Origin of the sequence: Streptomyces sp. NPDC093064, assembly GCF_044754605.1 — a bacterium.
In the GTDB taxonomy this organism is placed as follows: Bacteria; Actinomycetota; Actinomycetes; order Streptomycetales; family Streptomycetaceae; genus Streptomyces.
Genome location: NZ_JBIVPK010000056.1, coordinates 1 through 17609, shown reverse-complemented (window position 1 = coordinate 17609; position 17609 = coordinate 1). Strand labels below are relative to the sequence as shown.

The following is a 17609-nucleotide window of genomic DNA, read 5'->3' as shown; positions in this document are numbered from 1 at the left end:
CCGCGGCATGTTCTTGGCCGCGCTGCCGGGCTACGCCCGCCAGCTCCGGGACCTCCGGCAACTGGCGCTCTTCCTGCTTGGCCTCGATCACCGCGTGTGGCGCCTCGGTGTAACGGTCGGTGAACTCGGGGCCGGTGAGGTCGCCGTGGGTCATGGCCTTGATCAGTGCCACGGCTGCTCTCCAGCCGTGAACGGGCCGGTCGCGGGGGCTACGCACTCGTCGACGACGGTCTTGTCGCCGGCTGCCGAGCCTTCCAAGCAGAGTCGTCCACCCTTGTCACGCAGGTCGAGGAAGAACCGCGTGGTCGCACCGGACTGCTTGAGGTCGTGGATGCGCTCGTCGACATAGCCGAGGTCGTTCAGGGTCGCCCTGACCTTGGTGGGGGTGGGTTCCACTAGATCCCACAGCGCCTGGGCGATGCGCTCTTCATGAAGGGAGCTCGCGCACCAGTCGCGAGCGTTCAACTCCACTTCCGGCCCCGCCGTGGGGGCGATGGGCTCGATCGCGTCGCTCGGCGGTGTCTCCACCGAACCGGACAGCAGTGTCTCCGCCGGACCGGTCGGCGGCGCCTCTGGCGGGGCGCTCGGGGGACAGGACTGCGCGATCTTGTCCAGCATCGCCGTGAAGGCCGCGTCGGGCTGGCCTCCGACGGCGTTCGTCTTCTCGGTGCCGCACGCGCCAAGTGTCAGCGCAGCAAGGGCGGTTATCATGAGGGTGAGCCGCGGGCGGCGCGAGGAGTGGGCGAACGTGCTGGTCAAGGCAGGGATTCGTGTCATGCACACAGTCTCCGATCAAGCCTCCCCCTGCACGTGAGTACGCATACTCATGTGGGTGGGGGTACTCGCTCAAACTTCCCTACGTGACCAAACTTCAGTGAGACAGGACAGCCGGACGAGACCTGATCGTCGACGTACAGCACGGGTCTCGTCGTGCCTGGCCCCCTTCGTCGAGGGCTCGTGGCCGGAGAACAGCCTGTCCGCCACCAAGTTCAGGCAGTGACGTCATTTCTCATACACATTCATGAGCCTCGAGATCGCCAAGTGCCGTCCAAGCCGGCAGAGAAACGCTGCTGCTTGAAGTGAACGAAGCCAGGGACGCGTGCGACAGGATTGGTCGTGCAGCATTCGCACGACGTCGTCAGGCGTCGCTGCTGTGGAGTGGCGGCATCCCCTCCTTCCACTGCACGCGGTGGATCAGGTGGCAGCCGGCAGGGCACCAGCGGTCGTTCATCATTTCTCGTTGCGGGACGGGGGACTGGGCGCTGAGGACCAGGTACACCAATTCCTTGGTGGCCGTGTGGCAGAGAGCGCAGAGCATTCCGGTTCTGATGATGTTCATGCGCGGGACTGTGCACACGTCGGCGGCTTACCGTCTTGGGCTGCTCACGAAGCCCGCGCCGCTGGCCGGTCAGGTCAGGCCTTCTTGCTCCTGCACCGCTTCAGGGCTTACCCGGGAGGTAATCGCCCTCCTGCCAGCAGCAAGGCATGTTGATCGCAACCGAGCGGCAGCAGGTCGCGGCGGGCGCCAAGTGAAGGGGTGGGGCATGTCTACGGGTCGGCGTGGTCTGGTCGGGGCGGTTGTAGCGGTGGTGGTCGCGGGGGTGGCGACCTCTGCGGCAGCGCTGCCGGACGGTGCGGAGTCCGCCCCTCTGGGCGACTGCCCTGAGGTGCGCGCGAAGGTCGAGCGGCTGGAGGGCCAGATCACCCCGAACGCCTGTGCGTTCATGAAGCGGCAGATCGCGTTCGGTGAGATCCCCACGGGCACTTCGCCCGCCATCGGCGATCCGAACCACCCCCGGGTGAAGGCCTACCTCGACATCTTCGACGCAGACGCCACCCTCTGGGAGGCGGGTGCCAACCCGCAGCGCGGCCACGACGTGATCGGCACCTCCATCACGCGCTCGCTGCAGCTGGCGCCGGACCTGCGCTACCGGGGCACAGACGTGGTGGCCAACGGCAGCACGATGATGTTCGGCCAGTGGAACGAGATCACGTTGAAGGGCCGTACGGTGGCCTACCCGCAGATCGCCCGCAATGTGCTCGGCGACGACGGGAAGACGCTCCAGGCCCGGCGTTACTACGACCGTTACGCGCTGTTCCGGGACACCGTCCCGGAGCTGGCGCCCAAGGGCCTGTTCGAGGGCATCGCGGACAGTGCCGGTGCGTCCACCCGCTCCGGTGGCCCGGCGCACGAGCGCTTCCGGGCAGGGGAGATACCGGCCCGCCTGGCGGCCTGGAACGGCGAAGACGTCGACGCCCTGCTCACCCGCATGAAGGGCGCCCGGCTGGCGGGCCCGGGACTGGCCACGCCGCTGAGCACGGAGGCCGGCAAGCGGGCCTATCTCCAGCGGTTCTTCGACACGGCGGACGTCCGACTCAAGGCCGGCCAGGCCGCTTTCGGCAGGAGCACGACGTATGTGGAGTGGCACGGCACGGTCACCTGCCCCGCTCTGGGCGAGAAGGGCAAGGATATCCCGTTCGGGATCGTGGAGCGCTTCGGCCCCGGCGGTGAGTGGGAGCTGTACTTCGACACACTCCCGCTGGTCGCGGACCACGCGAAGATCGATGCGCTCTTCCTGAGTCTGGCCCAGCCCTAGCGCGTTGATCGAGGGGGCGTTGGCATCACGCCCCGGGCGCGGGCCTCCGCCAAGCTCTGGCTGTCTGGCAATAGACGGCGGGCTCAAGCGGTCAGTGCATCACCGCCGTTCAGGAGGTCCGCTCCGGCGTGGTTGTTGAACAGGACCGCGCCCGCGTAGTCGTAGGTGGCCGGGTCGAGGGCGGTGCCCAGTTCCGGGGCGTCCGGGGCGTGGCGGGTGCCGCAGCGGCAGGTGCCATGGTCGGGCCGATTGTGGACCGGGCCGAACGAGGGCGCGGTGAGGGTGGCGAAGACACGCGGGTGATCGCGGACGGTGGCGGGGATGTCGCGGCGGTCGTCACCGGCCAGGCCCGCGCGACGGTCGGCAGGTCGCCCCTCTGCGCAGTCGAGACGATGACCGGCAGTTGACCTGGTCACTGATCGCAGGAAATCTCAACCAACCATTCCGGCGTGTAGCACTCAACGAACGACCACTTCCGGTCCGAGAAGTGGTCGTCCGTACTGTCCGTGTACACCTCAAGCCTGCCTTGCGGCGTCAACCGGTAGTACTCGCGAATCGGATCACCCTCGACAGTGGGGTGAGTCACCTTCAGTTCTGCGCTCTCGCCACTCTTGAGGGCCCCCCGCAGGCAGGCGATTTCCCGCACCGCCGTCTGCTTTATTTCTTCACCCTGATCCAAGCTCACTTCGCCACAACTTGAGAACTCGGTTCTGGACGCCCAACGTTCCTTGACCGGATCGCCCAACATGCCGCAACCGGCAGCCAACAAGGACGTAGCCGCTGCCGCGACGAGCCACGGGCTGGCCGAAACAGCCGCCACACAGCGGCGACGGGCGCTGCTCTGACCTGTCACGCCGTACCCCCTTCTTGGCCGTTGGACGCGGCTCCGGATAAACCAGTGCTCACGGCCGTCCCCACAGTCGTCAGTGATCACATGCGCGTACTGTTTCAGCCGCCAAGGCCTGCACCTAGCGGTGTGATGATTTCGTGACGTCAGCGCCCCCGCGTGCTACACCGGAGTGGCTGCACCAAGTCACGCCGGTCTGCTGGAGATCATCAAGACCGGCCTGCGTGGTCACCGTCTTCTCCCGGTGGCCGTTGCGCCAGGTGGTGCGGGTGTCGGTGTGCTCGCCCCACTCGGCGCCGATCTTCGCAGTCGCCTCCGCCTCGATCAGTTCCTGCAGCAGACGCTCGGCAACCTCGTGAACGAGTTCAAGCCCATCTGCCGAACGTAGTGACTCAAGCAGGCGAAGTAGGTCATGCTGGGACAAGGTCACCGTGCACCCCCTGGGGGCGAACTGCTCGTTCATCCGGGACAGTTGCACGGTGGCCTGCCACTTGAGCAGGGAGCAGTCACCGGCAGACGGTGCACCCGAGGGAGCAAAACCCGCGCACTCAACCGGGAGACCCCCTACACCACACAGCGGGATGCCATCCGACGAAGTCTGACCCCGGAGCGGAACGGTCATGCGCGAGCGGCCAGCCCCCCAGAACGGGCGAAGTCCGGCCGCGGGATCGGAAGATGATCACTCATAGTGTGGAATCCAGCCCCGGCCAACCGCTCATCGCCCCTGGTCACCGGAATACATCGGCGCCCCCTCATGGGACGACACGGCACCAGGACGCCAAGTCTCGCCCATCACGGCTCCGGTCGGCCCCGGACGGAAGGCTACGGTTTCCCGGAGGCCTTGACGGAACGGATGCCTGCGGCTGCCAGCAGTACCGCAGTCAGGGACCACGCAGGGACACTGCTCGACGGATACAGGACCACAGCCCACCAGGCGTGGCTTCCCGCCGGGCCACGTCCCGCGACGATGCTAGCGATCAGCAGCATCATGCCCGTGGCGATACCTGATGCGCTGTTGCCCACCTGGGCGATCAGAAGGCCGATGCAGGTCAGCAGCAGTACGTTGCGGGCGGTGTCGAAGCCTGTCACGAAACCAGCTGCCAGACACAGGACGAATACGGACGCTACGGATGCCGCATCGATCACGGCCAGGGCCACTACAGCGGTTCGCTCGATGTGATCGGCACGTCGGTTGAGACAGTACAGGACCGCGGAAGACACCAGCAGCGGAGTGAAGTAAGCCAAGGGCGTGACGCCACTGCCGTTGAGAGCGGGCAGCTCGATACTGCTCGTTCCCGAAAGCTGGCATACCACTGCCATCAGGATGATCGCTGCAGCTGCGGTCCACCACTTCCGCACTGCTGTCACATATAGCCTCAACGCGCCCCCTCCACTGTGCAGGCATGGTTGAGGACCTGCTGCGTGAACCAGGCGGACTGCTGCTTCACTGGCTCATCGAGGACAGGACCTACCAGGCCCCACAACTGCGGATCGGTTTCCTTGCGCACCTCATCCTTGTTGCCTGCAACGGCGGTGGCCCATACAAGTCCTGGAGCGGACGGGCCTCCGCACGACTGCTTTCCATGCTGGGCCGCGGTCCCCTCGACGGCCGATACTGCCATGTCATCGGCGGCCGTGTGGTATTCGGCTTGCGGGTGAACGGCAGGAAGTGACCAGTGCAGCCGCCATACGCCCGGTGCGGGCTTCGCTGACGGCGACAGGATCTCCATACGCTTCGGCTGTGTGACGCCGGCGGCGGCCAGCGCACTGAGCGGGCCTTGGGTGCTGTGGCGGATCTGCGGAATGTAGGAACGGTACTCCGGTGGAACGCAGATCTGCGGGGCGGTTCCGGAACACACGGACTGAACGGCACGGACGGTTCCCGGGTTGCCGTAGCCCCATCCGCTGACTGCGGCGTGTCCGGCGAGGAGTGCTGCGGCGGCGGCACCTGCGCCGGCGGGGAGGAAGATACGGCGGGAGCCGGTACGGGTGAGGAGCCATGTGACGGCTATAAGACAGCCTGTGAAGATCCATGGCACGAAATAGATCTCGGGCCGGTGGACATCGGTGATGGTGGATGTTCCGTCGATGAACCCGCCGAGGTGCCTCAGCCATGCGTTGGACATTGCATGTGGCATCGTCAGCCAGGTCCAGCACAGGGCTGCTGCTGCTGGTGCGGCAATACTTCTGGGGAGACGCCCGCCGACGTACCAGCCGATCACGGCCCACTCGGCAGGGACGATGACCACGTGTGCCAGTGCGGTCCATCCGGCACCGGAGGGAAGTACTCCGGTGTTGATCCGTGCCAGGGCGACGGCGAGCACGAGAAGTGCAGCTTCCAGTGCGGCGATGGGAGTGCCGATGAACAGGAGCAGCGACCATCGTGACCGCGAGGATGTGGTCAGCATGTGGCGTACGGTCCGTATGCGCCCCGAGTCCCATGCGGCGCATGCGGCGATGGCCGGGGCGATGGTGGCCAGTGCATAGATCGTGCTCTCGCCCGACTCGATTCCGTAGTGTGATGGGACGGTGAATACCACACTCTGCATGTACAGGTTTACGAACAGGGCGGCCGGCAGGATGACCCAAGGGGCCGCCGAACGCCGCAGCTGATGCCAGATGATCACCTGGATCCTCCTTCGAGGATAGCGGTGTAGGCGTCTTCCGCGGCGCGTTCTGAGTGGATCTGGGTGCCCGAATGGGCGAGGAACGAAGTAACGGGTCCGCTGAACAGGACCTTTCCCCCATGAAGTACTACGGCATCGCTGAAGGCTTCACTGATGTCGGCGATGTCATGGGTGGAGACGATCACATGTGTTTCGTTCCGCAGTGATGCGATGAGCTGGAGGAACGATCTGCGCTGTTTCGGGTCGAGTCCTACGGTGGGTTCGTCAAGGAGGAGGACCTTGGCGCGGTGGACGAGGGCCTGAGCAATTGCGACACGCTGCTGCTGCCCGCCGGACAGATCGCTGACCTTCCGGTCCGCTTGCTTAGCAAGGCCTACACGTTCCAGTGCCTCGCCGGACGCGCTCGATGCGTCGCGCTGTGTCATGCCCTTGAGCCAACCCGCGTAGGTGACGTGCTGACGGCAGGTCATCCCTGAGAGAAATGACGGCTTCTGCGGGAGCCATGCCACTGCTGCGCGGTAAGCCGCGGACTGCTTGCGGTTCCACGGGCTCAGGCCGTTGAAGGTCACGTCTCCGGACCGTGGGCGCAGTGCGCTCGCCCCGAGCGACAGCAGTGTGCTCTTGCCTGCTCCATTGGGTCCGAGGAGAACGGTGGCTCCGGAGGCGAAAGCCAGATCGAGGCTCTGGATGACGTCGTCACCTCCCCGGTAGCGGAAGGTGCACTCGCGGAAGGTGATAGGCATGAAGGGCCTTTCTGTATGCCGGGGCCCCCGCGGCACGCTGTGCGGCGGGGGCCCGGAGAACTACTGATCAGTAGTAGACGGTGAGCGACTTGACCGAGACGGTTGCGTAAGTGCTGGTCGCGTAGTTGACGACGAAGTAGTAGTCGCCACTGCCGTGGTCGTCCCACGTGCCGCTTGATGTGGCGCCGGAGTTGAAGCAGTTGGTGAAGTTCGCAATAGCGTACGTCGGGTCGGGCCCGAAGACGTCCTTGCGCAGCGTCACGCCGACGGCTTGTGTTCCGGCCGATGAGCAGCTGGTGAACTTGATCGTCGTGGATCCGCCGGTGTCGGTCCAGCGACGTGACTCGAAGTCAGCCCCGGCATTGGTGAGGCTGCTGGACCAGGATGATGCCTGAGCGGGCATCGCGAGGGCGCCGACAACTGCCGCTGCCGCCATTCCGACGATCACAGCGCGCTTGCCTGTGCGCGCCATGGTTGAGGTGGCGATCAAATTCCCTTCCGCTAGGGGAGGTTGAGGTTGACGACAAGATCAAATCGTGCGTGGTCATGGTGAGTAAATAGTAATGATCATGTGATGTCGATCTCATCCGTGGTTGCTGAGCAGACTCAGCTCAGCAACCACGGGAGTTCCCATGTGGCAGGCATGAACTGCGCGATGCCCTGCGCGCTGGCAGACGAGGCCGCCTTCGGGTTGAACCCGGATTCCTGCTGCATCTGCGCGGCGAGGACGCTCGGGGTGATCGCGTCGCAATCGTTGCCCCACGCGTTGATGATCCGCTCGTAGTGGGCGGGGACCGCACCGGCCTTCACCAGGTCGCTCACGGAGGTGGACTTGTTGCTGCCGGCCGGCGCGTTGAGAGCATTGCACACCTGCGCGGGACTCCAGGTCCGCTCCGGATCCTGGGCCAGCAGCAGCGCGATCCGACCGACCAGCGAGCCCTTCTCGCCCGCGCCGGAGAAGGGCGGCGTCACAGAGGGCGAGGCCACCGGCGGGCACGTGGGCAGAGACTGCCAGCGCTCCACCGCAACCAGGACCGCTTCCCCGGCAGCCAGCCGCTCGTGCACCCGCGGCCGGCCAGATCCTCCTCCAACTCCTTCTCCTGTCTGCGCAGGTGGTCCAGCGAGCTCGTGCACGGTAGGCGGTGAGACGTCGAGTTCTCGATCGTCGATCATGGTCGTGTGGTGGGGAACGCGTCTCGTGCACCGATCATCGGCGACCGGAGGATCACGGGCCTGTCGGCCGATGTGATCGCTATCCGAGGTAAACCCGTTGTGGCACGAACGACACCAGGCCAAGCTCACATCCAGGCCAAGGAAGCGAGCCGTGGGCGCGGGCGCGAAGCATCAGCTAATGGTCGTCGACCAGCTCCTGGCCACGCTCGTGCATCTCCGCCACGCCACCACGCACGACGTGCTGGCCTGATGGTTCCGCGTCAACCGCTCCACCATCACCCGTGCCATCGGCGAGGTGCGGCCCCTGCTCGCCGAGCGAGGCTGCACCATCAGCCCCGGAGTGCGGCTGCGGTCCCTCGCCGAGGTCGTCGACCATCTCGGCGCCAGCGGGAAGACCGGCATCATCGACGGAACCGAGATCCGAGTCAGGCGCCCGGCTATCGGGCGCAAAGACCGGGACGAGTTCATCTCCGGCAAGAGCAAGCAGAACGCGGTCAAGACCATGGTCGTCACGGATGACGACGGCCGGCTGCTCTTCTGCAGCCCGACTCAGCACGGCAGCTGCGCGGACATCACCCATGCCCGCTAGTTAGGGCTGGTCAGGCTCCTGGAGGGCGGTCCGCCAGTCGAGATCTTCGCGGATGCCGGCTACCAGGGCCTGGGTGCCCAGACCGGCGGGCGCGTGGTGACGCCACCGCACCGCAAGTTTAAGAAGAACGCCCCGGGCCGGTACGAGGAGATGCACGAGCGACAGCGCAAGGCGCACTCCTCGCGACGCATCCGCGTCGAGCACGGCCGATCGCCTGGCGCAGGCTGGGAATCTTGCTCCGCCTCGCCGGGAACGAGCCCGAACTCTCAACCGACTGGGTCACCGTCTGTTTTTCCTTGTCTCCCTGCGACTGCCGGCGTCACGCCTTTGTGCCCGGGCTGGTGCCCCGCCGACGTGTACGTCGACGTAGCAGCGACGCGAAGTGTGAAAGCGCTGGTCACCTGTGGGCAGCGCGTCATGAAGGCACACCCGGGGCGCTCCTCGTTTCGCCGACCGCCGCAGTCGGTTACGTCCGGCGGGCGGAGCGGCGATCTCTCCTCCGGTTCCTGTCCCGGGCAGTGCCTGCGCTCCGGAAGGGCTCGAGGGCAGAGCGCCCGTCCCGGGTCCGACAGCCCGGAGCCGACAGGAGAGTCCGAAGGGATCGGTCAGTAGGCCGCGGGCATGGCGGATCTGTTCCTCCGTCATGGCGGTCGGCCGATCCATTCACTACGGGCTCGTGCGGCCGCCAGGCCCTCGTGGGCGCCCTGCACGATCAGCTCGCGGATGAGCTCCTCGAGGGCCGCGCCGCTCAGCGCGCCGCTGCCGTGGTGGCGGAAGTTCAGCCAGAGGGAATCTGCGCAGGTTCCCTTGTCAGCTCCGGTTCGCCGGGCGTCGGGTCAGGGGCGGCAGCTGGCGGTTGGAGGGTTTCGGCTTCCCATAGGGGCAGGAGGCGCTGTCACGTTGTTGGGTGTGTGAGTGTCTGATGGCGCCGTCGGGGCGTGGTGGGCTTGCGCTTCGGGCCTGGGTCAGGCTGTGGTGGACCGGTCGGCAGCGCCGGTGATCTGGTCCCAGATGGCGAAACGGACAGTCATCTCGGCTCGGTGGTCGGGGGCTGTCATCAGGTGGCGGCGGGGCCGGAAGTGGGGTGAGATGCCGCTGAACGCGGACAGGAACCGCTGGGCTGCACCGACGGAGCGGAAGCCCTTCATCGCGCGTTCGCGCTGGCGGGTGGGCTGGTGGCTGTTCTCGGCCCGGTTGTTGAGGCCCTTGTGTGAGTGGTGCTCGACCGAGGGCATGACCTCGCGGTGGGCGGCGCCGTAGGAACGGAGCTTGTCGGTGACGATCACCCTGGGCACCGCCCGGGTCTTCTGCATCAGGCGGCGGAAGAAGCGTCTGGCGGCGGCCTTGTCCCGGCGGCTCTGCAGGAGGATGTCGAGCACGTTGCCGTCTTGGTCGACGGCCCGCCACAGGTACTTCCGCTCCCCGTTGATCTTCACGAAGACCTCGTCCAAGTGCCACTTGTCCCCGGGCCGGGGCCGACGGCGGCGCAGTCCGTTCGCGTAGGTCTGGCCGAACTTGGCGGACCAGCGGCGGATGGTCTCGTAGAGACGATGACGCCGCGCTGGAGCATCAGCTCCTCGACCTCGCGGAAGCTGAGCGGGAAGCGGAAGTACAGCCACACACAGTGGGAGATGACCTCGACCGGGTACCGGTGCCCCTTGTACGACGGCGACGCGCTCCCCACGGACGAACCCCCTCCACCGTGATCAACTCGAAGATCCTCCCACGCCATTTGCCAACGTGACAGTGCCTCCCGGCGAGTTCGACTTCCCGCGCCCGCAGCCGGACGATCTCCATCTGCCCGCCGCCGGTTTCAGCACAGCGGCCTGACCACCATTCGCCGAGTGACAACGGCTATGCCCGCTGAGCAGTACGGACGCTGGCCGAACATCGACGCCACCGCCTTCACACAGGTCGGCGGCCAGGACGTCGCGCTCGCGTGGGCGTGCAGCCTGCACCCCCGCAACGAGGTCTTCAAGGGCGTCGGGTCGGCCCCGGCGGCGGCCTGCGCCCGCTGTGCGATCCAGGCGCCGCCGCCGAGGAAAGCCCGGACGACGACGCCTGGATGACCGGAGCGTCCTCAGCGGACGACGTCGAAGACCTGCTTCTGCAGGCCGTTGCTGTAGACCTCGTGCTCGATGAGCTTCAGCTTCTGGGTGTCCTTGTCCGTGGTGCTGAACAGGGGCTTGCCAGCGCCGAGCAGCAGCGGGAAGACGAGCAGGTGGTAGCGGTCGATGAGGCCGGCGTCCGAGAGGCTGCGGTTCAGCGAGGCGCTGCCGTGGACGATGATCGGGCCCCCGTCGGTCTCCTTGAGGGCGGCGACCTCGTCCAGGGAATGCAGGATGGTCGTCTCGCCCCAGTTGGAGACGAGCTTGTCCTCGGTGAGGGTGGTAGAGACGACGTATTTCGGCATCGTCTTGTAGTGCGCGAACTCCGCCATGTCCGGCCACACCGGGCTGAACGCCTCGTAGCTGACCCGGCCCATCAGGATCGCGGTGGACTCCTGCTGCTCCCGCTCCTTGATCTCAAATGCCTCGGGGACGAACTCGACCTCCTTGAAGGTCCATCCGGAGTTCCGGTAGCCGGGCTCGCCACCTGGACCCTCCACAACGCCGTCGAGCGAGATGAAGGCCGTGCTGATCACAGTGCGCATGATGAAGCTTCCTCGGTGTTTCGGGATGGGTGTGGGGTGACTGCTCGGTGCGCGCTTCGGCCGTGTGCACGGCGGATCGCCGCACCGAGGGTGGGGGGCCGGAGCCCGCGGTGGGCAGCGGCTGATCCGGAGTTCTGGGGCGGACGCGGATGCCCGCCTGTGTTTCCGCGCGCCGAGACGCGTGTCAGGGGTGTCCGGCGAGGAGGCCGGTCAGCCACTGCTGCCATGCGGTGTCGGCGCCGTCGGTGTCCGGGCCGAAGAGGTGGTGGAACATCAGCGCCACGCCGGGGAAGTGGTGGAAGGTGTAGAGCCCGTCGTCGGTTCGGACCTCGATGCGCTCGTCGTCCGACCAGGTCACTTCACCGTCCAGCGGCGGCAGGCCAGCCGGCTCGGCGTGCGCCCACCCGCCGACGGCGACCGTGTCCGGCAGCGACAGCCCGCGAGTGAGGGCCGCCCGCACCTCCCGCGCGGGCTGCTCACCCGTGGGAGCCATGGCGAAGACGGGGACGCCGGCACGCCCCGGAAAGTGCGCCAGGTATTCGCGGAGTGTGTGGAGATGGAAGGGCCAGCCTTGGCGCAGTGCGTCGTACTCGTCCTGCCAGTCGTCTCCGAGTACGCCGCTCTGGACGATGCGCAGGACCGTACTGCCGCCCTCGCGCCCCTCGATGAGGTACTCGAAGGCCATGAACCGGCCGTCCTCGGCGGTGGCCGTGCGGGTGGCGAAGCGTCTGCCGGGTTCGTAGGCGGTGACCACCGACTCCTCCCGGTTGCCGCCGATGTCCATGGCGGCGGTGCCGCCCTCACGCGGCTCGACCTCGTTGCGGCCCATGAACCACGACTCGATCCCGGGCCCGGTGGCGATCGCGTCCCAGACCTGCTCCGGGCTCGCAGGCAGGGTCGTCTCCTGCTCGATCTCGAAGTGGTGCGTCATCGAGGGTTCTCCTGTCGTGCTTCGGGTTCGCGTCCGGGATCCTGCTGCGGTTCGCTCCGGCTGTCCGGGGTGCCCGGCTGCGCATCGGGGATCTGATGGAGGCCGACGATCACCCGGTGGCTCCGACCCTCGGGGGCGGACTCGTCGTGGTAACGGCTGACCAGGGCCGCTACCGCCTGAGCCAGCTCGTCGGCGAAAGCGGTCCGGTCGGCCGCGGAGGCGAAACGCACTTCCGCGTCGATGCCGAAGGAAGCGACCCGCTTGCGGGCCCGGGCGGCTCCGCTCAGCAGCGCGCCGACCTCCTGCACCAGCCGGGCCCCCAGTGCCACCAGCCAGCGGGCGGAAAGCTGGTCCGGGGACCGGGACGGGTCCGGGCTGACAGCGGCCAGGGCGCTCGGGGAGATCACGTAGGAGGCGGCAGTCGCGCGGTACACACGTTCGGTGACGTTGCCCTTGCGCCGTTCCTCAGCGAGCTCGACCAGAGCGTGCCGTTCCAGCTCCTTCAGGTGGTAGTTGACCTTCTGCCGGGGCAGCCCCAGGCGGACGGCCAGCATGGTGGCCGAGCCGGGCTCGGCCAGGGCGGCGAGGATCCGGGACCGTATCGGGTCCAGGGACGCCTCGGCCGCGGCGGATTCTTCGATCACAGCAACGTCCAGCACCACTTCACCTTCCAGTCGAAAAGAAAATTTGTCCCGCCGGCACAGTGAGCCGGGCTGCGGTCGAGGTCGAGGCGACTGCGGCGGCACCTTCCGAGATACGCGCGGCAGCTATCGCAGGCGGGAGCGGAGCCCCGGAATGACGAGGGCAGCGACCACGATGTGGGTGACGATCAGTGTCACCCGCGTGGCGGCGTCAGTATCGGGAGCCAGGAGGTCGGGCAGAAGAGACACCGCCACCAGCGCGACGGCCGTCCGGACGAACGCCCGAGCGGGCCGACCTGACCACCGCCGGAAGGCGGCTGCCAGCGCGACGCCCACGACCGAGAACACGAACGCGAGCTGCGTGAAGCCCAGCAGTGGAATTCGCTCGCCGGCGATCTCAAGCGACACGCCAGCGGCGTCTGCCGCAGCGGCAACCACTGTCGCGGCGACCGCGCCTCCTGCGGCGAATGCGAGTCCTGGCAACCACAGAGCGTGATGGGTGGTCGTGACCGGCCCGGCGTCAGGGGCGATCGAAGTAGGTCCAGACACGTCAGTCTCCGTGTCGAAGGGCGGGCGCTTGCGTCGGCCGCTGCGGATTCTTCGACCACGGCGGCGTCGCGAACCACTCCAGCATCCAGCCGAAAAATAAATCTGTCAAGACAAGAAAAATCGTCGGATGGGGTCGGCGATCCCCCAGGTACGGGGATGGTCCGGCTGATCGTGCCGGGCGCACCCGGTCTGACGGGGCTGACGGCGGGGTGCATCGGGGAGGCGGTCGGTTTCCGGACGGATGGTGCATATTGGAGGGATGCGCTTTGGGCGACACTTTGCCCGTGTTTGGCAGCCTTGGCGCTCGCGTCATGCGCTGGTGGCGATTCCTCTTGTGTTGATCGTGGCGATCACCCTGGCGGACATGCGTGCCCCGCAGACCGTTCATCTCGGCCCGCTGCTCGTCGTGGCTCCTGCCATCACCACCTCGTTCGCCGGCTACCGGCTGACCGCACTGGTCGGGGCGCTGGCCGTGGGAGCGCAGGCCCTCATCGCCACGGTCCAGGCCGGCTTCAACGAGAACCACGTCGCGCAGCTCATCGGACTTGCGTTCCTGTCGGTCTTCGCCGTGTTCGTCTGCTTCCTGCGGGACCGGCATAGCGAGGAGCTGGCCCAGGTGCGGTCGGTCGCCGAGGCCGCGCAGCGGGCCCTGCTGCGCCCCCTTCCCGACCGGCTGGGTGCCTTGCTGCTCGCTCCACGGCTCGCGGGCGGGCGGCCCGTACTGGTCGCGTAGCTGCTCGACCTGCGCCTGCGCTGCGTCTGCTGCGTGCTGTCTCTTCACGAGTTCTTCGAAGGTGTGTGCCACGTGCGGATCCTGAGCGGGCGGTCTGATGAGCCGACCGTCGGACTCACTGCCCGATCGGGTAGGGCCGCTGTCCTTGCTGGCCCCCGGTAATAAGACCTTCCGCGCCCCTGGTACTCCCGTTTCGTGCCCCTGGTACTCCCGTTTCGTGCCTCCGACCCGCCTGACGCCCTGAGCGAGGGCCGCGACAAAAATCTTGATGCGGACCGCCGCCGGCGACCAGGACCACTGGGCGCCGCCGCGGGTGGCGAAGATGGCTGTGAGGCGGATGGGAGGGGACTCGTTCACCCTGTCGACGCGCCGAGCGGGCGGGGTTGGGTGCTGGGGTTTTAGCGTCGTAGTGCCTTGCGCTGTGACAGGACCGCAGGGCGATGGACGGCCCCTGCATGCAGCGCCCTGGGCAGGGGCCGCCGTCCCTGCCTGGACAGCAAGGCGAGCAAGGTCTAGGTCACCGTCTGTGCATGCTTGGAGCTGGCCATGCGTAGCGGTAGTTGGCCTTGCATTCCAGGGCCAGCGAGCCCAAACACCCCGCCGCTGTAGGGGCGGCCCGCGACCGGGATGCGCACCACCTGCCGGCGCATGACTCTGGATGCATGAAGGCCGTGTGGTCCGGGATGATCCAGTTCGGGTTGGTCGCTCTGCCGATCAGGCTGTACGCGGCCACGGTGGAGCATCCCGTGCGCCTCCACGAGATCCATATCGCCGACGGCAGCCGCGTCGAGCACCGCCGCTTCTGCAAGGCCGAGAACCGGGAGATCCCCCACGAACAAGTCGGCAGGGGCTTTGCCCTGGCAGACGGGCGCATGGTGCCCCTCACGGAGGAAGACCTCGCACACCTGCCCCTGCCCACAAAGCGGACCATCGACGTGCTGGGCTTCGTTCCCTTCGAAGACATCGACCCGATCAGTTTCGGACGGCCGTACTACGCGGGTCCCGGACCGGACGCCGACCGCCCGTACGCCCTGCTCGTCGAGGCACTCGCCCGCACCGGCAACGTCGCCGTCTCCAAACTCGCCCTGCGCAGCCGAGAGCGCCTGGCGCTGCTCCGCCCCCGCCACGGCATACTCATCCTCCAGACTCTCCTGTGGCAGGACGAGCTGCGCGACCCAGGAGACCTCGCACCCTCCACGCCGGTCACCGACCGGGAGCTGGAACTGGCCGAGGTGCTGATCCGGGACCTCACCGGCATCAACGTGCGCGAGGTGCACGACGACTACGCCCACGCCCTGGAGCAGCTCGTGGACGCAAAGATCACCGACGGTGAGCTCGTCGAGCCGGCGGAGCCTACCCCGGCGCTGGACCTGATGGCAGCACTGCAGGAGAGCGTCCGGGCTGCCGAGCGGGTATACAAGCGTCCATCGGCACGGCATCGGCCATAATCGTCGTTTGGCCGGGCTGGCTTCCAACTTCTCCGCAAACGGGTCCCGTTGGCGTGACAGAAGAGCGACCGCGTCGCAGACTCGCGGCAGAACGAGTTCTCGTGGACATCGCCGGGCAAAGCAAGCAGCGCGATGCGGTCAGTATTGAGTGGCCATTCAAGGGCTCTGCTTGGACCCCTGTGTGGCATTCGGAAGCAACCGGCCGCTGCCAGGCAAGAGGTGGGATGGGGCCGACCGGATTCGAACCGGCGTCCTCCCACATGCGGTGAAGGCGCGACAACCACTGCGCTACGAGCCCGATCCCGCTCGCGATCATACGAGCCACCTGCACTCCGTCGCTCTCGAATATTCGAAGGCGACGACGGATCACTCAGCGTGGCCGCGTCGCTGAGTAGGCCCGGAGCGCGGTGCCGGGATTGCTCCCGGTCCGTTTCTCCGGACCTCTCGCCGAACCCGCCGTGCGCCTCTCAACGCAACGGGCTCTCCACGGTCTCTGCCGTCAGACGGGGTTCGCAGGCTGCCACGGGTTGGAGATCGTACTGGCCCGGTATCGGTAACGACTGACCGTGACCGATGCGATCTGGAACAGTTCGATCCCGTCTGCCGCGATCGGTAGCCACCGCCCGGTGGGGGTGGTGAACCGGCGACGGACGTCGCCCCAACTCCAGTGGTGACGTTCCCGCAGCATGCGGATCAAGCGCCACCACACGAAGGCGTCAAGCTTCGTGAAGACATGCTTGGCGACCGCGTGCTTGAAGTAGTTGGCCCAACCGCGCATGATCTGAGTGAGTCTGATCAGCACGGCGGCAAGCTCCTGCTGCGATGTCCTGCCTGTCAGAGCACGAATCTTCGCCTTCAAAGACCGGATGGGCCGGTTCGAGATGAAGGTGTAGACGTGCCATGTGTTCGTGCCTCCTTTGCGTTTCCACTGGATGCGGAAGCCCAGGAAGTCGAAACCGTCGCTCATGTGCGTGATCCGGGTCTTGGCCTGCGACAGACGCAGACCAAGGGGTTCGAGCACGTCGGCGACTTCCTCGCGCAGTGCCGCGGTGTCGGCCTCGGTGCCGTGCACCAGGACGACGAAGTCGTCCGCGTAGCGGACGACCCGCCACGTGGGTTGACCTTTGCGGCGCCGGTAGGCGCGTTTGCCTTCGGTGGCCATCGTCCCGCCCGGTTCCCATGGCCCGTGCAGGTGCTCGTCGAGCGCCGACAGGGCGATGTTCGCCAGCAGCGGGGACAGGATGCCGCCTTGCGGGGTGCCGGTCAGCGTCTCCTTGCTCTCGCCGAGTTCCGTGAGGACCCCGGCCTTGAGGAAGGCTTTGACCAGTGCCAGGACACGTTTGTCCTTCACCCGTTGACGCACTCGGTCCATCAGGGCCGCGTGGTCGATCGAGTCGAAGCACGCCTCGATGTCCGCATCCAGCACCCAGCGGTATCCCCGGGTGCCGAAATAGTGGATCTCGGCGATCGCGTCCTGGGCCCGCCGTCGGGGCCGGAACCCGAAAGAGACCGGCTTGAAGTCGGCCTCGAAGATCGGTTCCAGCACCAGCTTGAGCGCCGCCTGAACGACCCGGTCCGCGATCGTCGGAATCCCGAGCTTGCGGACCTTCCCCGAGCCTCCCGGCTTGGGAATCATGCGTTCCCGCACCGGCAGAGGACGGAACGACCCGTCCTTGAGGGCAGCTCGCAGGTCGTTCAGGAACCCGGGAGCACCGATGGACTCCTCGACGTCGGTGGCGGTCAGGCCGTCGACGCCGGGAGTCCGGGCTCCCCGGTTGGCCGCAACCCGGTCGAACGCAACAAGCAACGTTGCCGGGTCGTGCACGAAGTTGAACAGGTCATCGAACCGGCGGCCGGGATCGGCCACCGTCCACCGGTGAAGCTTGGTCTGCATCTCCAGTACCCGGGCCCGAGGGCCCGGAGCTCCGCCATTCGGCGGGGCATCTTCCGGCATTGCAGCGTCCTTCCCTTCTCGAAACCGCTGCCGCCCTTCCCCATGTGGCCGGCTCTCCCGGTCTCGGAGTACTACGGCGGCTCCGCCCCGTCCCGGACCGATCAGCGGTCGATGCGCCCAGCCC

Annotated in this window: 18 protein-coding genes and 3 pseudogenes; 5 read left to right on the top strand and 16 right to left on the bottom strand. The window is 67.0% G+C overall.

Annotation, left to right across the window (positions count from 1 at the left end; all coding sequences use genetic code 11):
* Positions 1 to 162: 162 nt before the first annotated feature.
* Positions 163 to 777, bottom strand: coding sequence for a hypothetical protein (locus tag ACIQFZ_RS36965; RefSeq protein WP_402693289.1), 615 nt, complete (start codon positions 775 to 777; stop codon positions 163 to 165).
* A gap of 361 nt (positions 778 to 1138) precedes the next feature.
* On the bottom strand, positions 1139 to 1339 hold the full coding sequence (locus ACIQFZ_RS36960) for a hypothetical protein (protein ID WP_402693288.1): 201 nt from the start codon (positions 1337 to 1339) through the stop codon (positions 1139 to 1141).
* Between the two features lie 205 nt (positions 1340 to 1544).
* On the opposite strand from ACIQFZ_RS36960, the gene ACIQFZ_RS36955 reads away from it, so the two are divergent.
* The gene (locus tag ACIQFZ_RS36955; protein WP_402693287.1) at positions 1545 to 2597 is read left to right on the top strand and encodes a hypothetical protein; all 1053 of its coding nucleotides are present in this window, start codon (positions 1545 to 1547) and stop codon (positions 2595 to 2597) included.
* Positions 2598 to 2719: 122 nt separating this feature from the next.
* Here ACIQFZ_RS36955 and ACIQFZ_RS36950 read toward each other — a convergent pair.
* The 8 genes and pseudogenes from ACIQFZ_RS36950 to ACIQFZ_RS36915 all read right to left on the bottom strand — a co-directional run.
* A pseudogene (locus tag ACIQFZ_RS36950) lies at positions 2720 to 2953 on the bottom strand (replication initiator); the annotation flags it as partial.
* Between the two features lie 56 nt (positions 2954 to 3009).
* On the bottom strand, positions 3010 to 3450 hold the full coding sequence (locus ACIQFZ_RS36945) for a hypothetical protein (protein WP_402693286.1): 441 nt from the start codon (positions 3448 to 3450) through the stop codon (positions 3010 to 3012).
* A gap of 115 nt (positions 3451 to 3565) precedes the next feature.
* Positions 3566 to 3907: a transposase gene (locus ACIQFZ_RS36940; protein ID WP_402693285.1), complete on the bottom strand. Its 342-nt coding sequence runs from the start codon at positions 3905 to 3907 to the stop codon at positions 3566 to 3568.
* A 359-nt stretch (positions 3908 to 4266) separates the two neighbouring features.
* Positions 4267 to 4803, bottom strand: coding sequence for a hypothetical protein (locus tag ACIQFZ_RS36935; RefSeq protein ID WP_402693284.1), 537 nt, complete (start codon positions 4801 to 4803; stop codon positions 4267 to 4269).
* Between the two features lie 17 nt (positions 4804 to 4820).
* Positions 4821 to 6071 (bottom strand): hypothetical protein, encoded by a 1251-nt coding sequence (locus ACIQFZ_RS36930; RefSeq protein WP_402693283.1) that lies wholly within the window; start codon positions 6069 to 6071, stop codon positions 4821 to 4823.
* A complete protein-coding gene (locus ACIQFZ_RS36925) occupies positions 6068 to 6814 on the bottom strand; it encodes an ABC transporter ATP-binding protein (RefSeq protein WP_402693282.1) in 747 nt (248 codons plus the stop codon). The genes ACIQFZ_RS36930 and ACIQFZ_RS36925 overlap by 4 nt, the downstream gene beginning before the upstream one ends.
* Positions 6815 to 6881: 67 nt before the next feature.
* Positions 6882 to 7304 (bottom strand): hypothetical protein, encoded by a 423-nt coding sequence (locus ACIQFZ_RS36920; RefSeq protein ID WP_402693281.1) that lies wholly within the window; start codon positions 7302 to 7304, stop codon positions 6882 to 6884.
* 140 nt (positions 7305 to 7444) lie between these two features.
* Positions 7445 to 7615 (bottom strand): annotated as a pseudogene (locus ACIQFZ_RS36915) (transglycosylase SLT domain-containing protein); the annotation flags it as partial.
* A 667-nt stretch (positions 7616 to 8282) separates the two neighbouring features.
* Here ACIQFZ_RS36915 and ACIQFZ_RS36910 point away from each other — a divergent pair.
* The gene (locus ACIQFZ_RS36910) at positions 8283 to 8576 is read left to right on the top strand and encodes a transposase family protein (RefSeq protein ID WP_402693280.1); all 294 of its coding nucleotides are present in this window, start codon (positions 8283 to 8285) and stop codon (positions 8574 to 8576) included.
* A gap of 965 nt (positions 8577 to 9541) precedes the next feature.
* Here ACIQFZ_RS36910 and ACIQFZ_RS36905 read toward each other — a convergent pair.
* Positions 9542 to 10308 (bottom strand): annotated as a pseudogene (locus ACIQFZ_RS36905) (IS6 family transposase).
* A 124-nt stretch (positions 10309 to 10432) separates the two neighbouring features.
* On the opposite strand from ACIQFZ_RS36905, the gene ACIQFZ_RS36900 reads away from it, so the two are divergent.
* Positions 10433 to 10645 (top strand): hypothetical protein, encoded by a 213-nt coding sequence (locus ACIQFZ_RS36900; RefSeq protein ID WP_402693279.1) that lies wholly within the window; start codon positions 10433 to 10435, stop codon positions 10643 to 10645.
* An 11-nt stretch (positions 10646 to 10656) separates the two neighbouring features.
* Here ACIQFZ_RS36900 and ACIQFZ_RS36895 read toward each other — a convergent pair whose 3' ends face one another.
* The 4 genes from ACIQFZ_RS36895 to ACIQFZ_RS36880 form a co-directional block, all read right to left on the bottom strand.
* On the bottom strand, positions 10657 to 11229 hold the full coding sequence (locus tag ACIQFZ_RS36895) for a dihydrofolate reductase family protein (protein WP_402693278.1): 573 nt from the start codon (positions 11227 to 11229) through the stop codon (positions 10657 to 10659).
* 184 nt (positions 11230 to 11413) lie between these two features.
* The gene (locus ACIQFZ_RS36890) at positions 11414 to 12160 is read right to left on the bottom strand and encodes an SRPBCC domain-containing protein (protein WP_402693277.1); all 747 of its coding nucleotides are present in this window, start codon (positions 12158 to 12160) and stop codon (positions 11414 to 11416) included.
* Entirely contained in the window at positions 12157 to 12819 is a 663-nt protein-coding gene (locus ACIQFZ_RS36885) for an ArsR/SmtB family transcription factor (protein ID WP_402693276.1), read from the bottom strand. Before ACIQFZ_RS36885 ends, ACIQFZ_RS36890 begins: the two co-directional genes overlap by 4 nt.
* A gap of 108 nt (positions 12820 to 12927) precedes the next feature.
* Positions 12928 to 13350, bottom strand: coding sequence for a DUF6069 family protein (locus tag ACIQFZ_RS36880; RefSeq protein ID WP_402693275.1), 423 nt, complete (start codon positions 13348 to 13350; stop codon positions 12928 to 12930).
* Positions 13351 to 13669: 319 nt separating this feature from the next.
* Between ACIQFZ_RS36880 and ACIQFZ_RS36875 the strand changes: the two genes are divergently transcribed.
* Together ACIQFZ_RS36875 and ACIQFZ_RS36870 are read left to right on the top strand one after the other, a co-directional pair.
* Positions 13670 to 14083: a hypothetical protein gene (locus tag ACIQFZ_RS36875; RefSeq protein WP_402693274.1), complete on the top strand. Its 414-nt coding sequence runs from the start codon at positions 13670 to 13672 to the stop codon at positions 14081 to 14083.
* A gap of 662 nt (positions 14084 to 14745) precedes the next feature.
* The gene (locus ACIQFZ_RS36870) at positions 14746 to 15531 is read left to right on the top strand and encodes a Ku protein (RefSeq protein ID WP_402693273.1); all 786 of its coding nucleotides are present in this window, start codon (positions 14746 to 14748) and stop codon (positions 15529 to 15531) included.
* A 499-nt stretch (positions 15532 to 16030) separates the two neighbouring features.
* On the opposite strand, the gene ltrA is transcribed toward ACIQFZ_RS36870, so the two are convergent.
* Positions 16031 to 17485 (bottom strand): group II intron reverse transcriptase/maturase, encoded by a 1455-nt coding sequence (gene ltrA, locus ACIQFZ_RS36865; protein WP_402693272.1) that lies wholly within the window; start codon positions 17483 to 17485, stop codon positions 16031 to 16033.
* Positions 17486 to 17609: the final 124 nt, after the last annotated feature.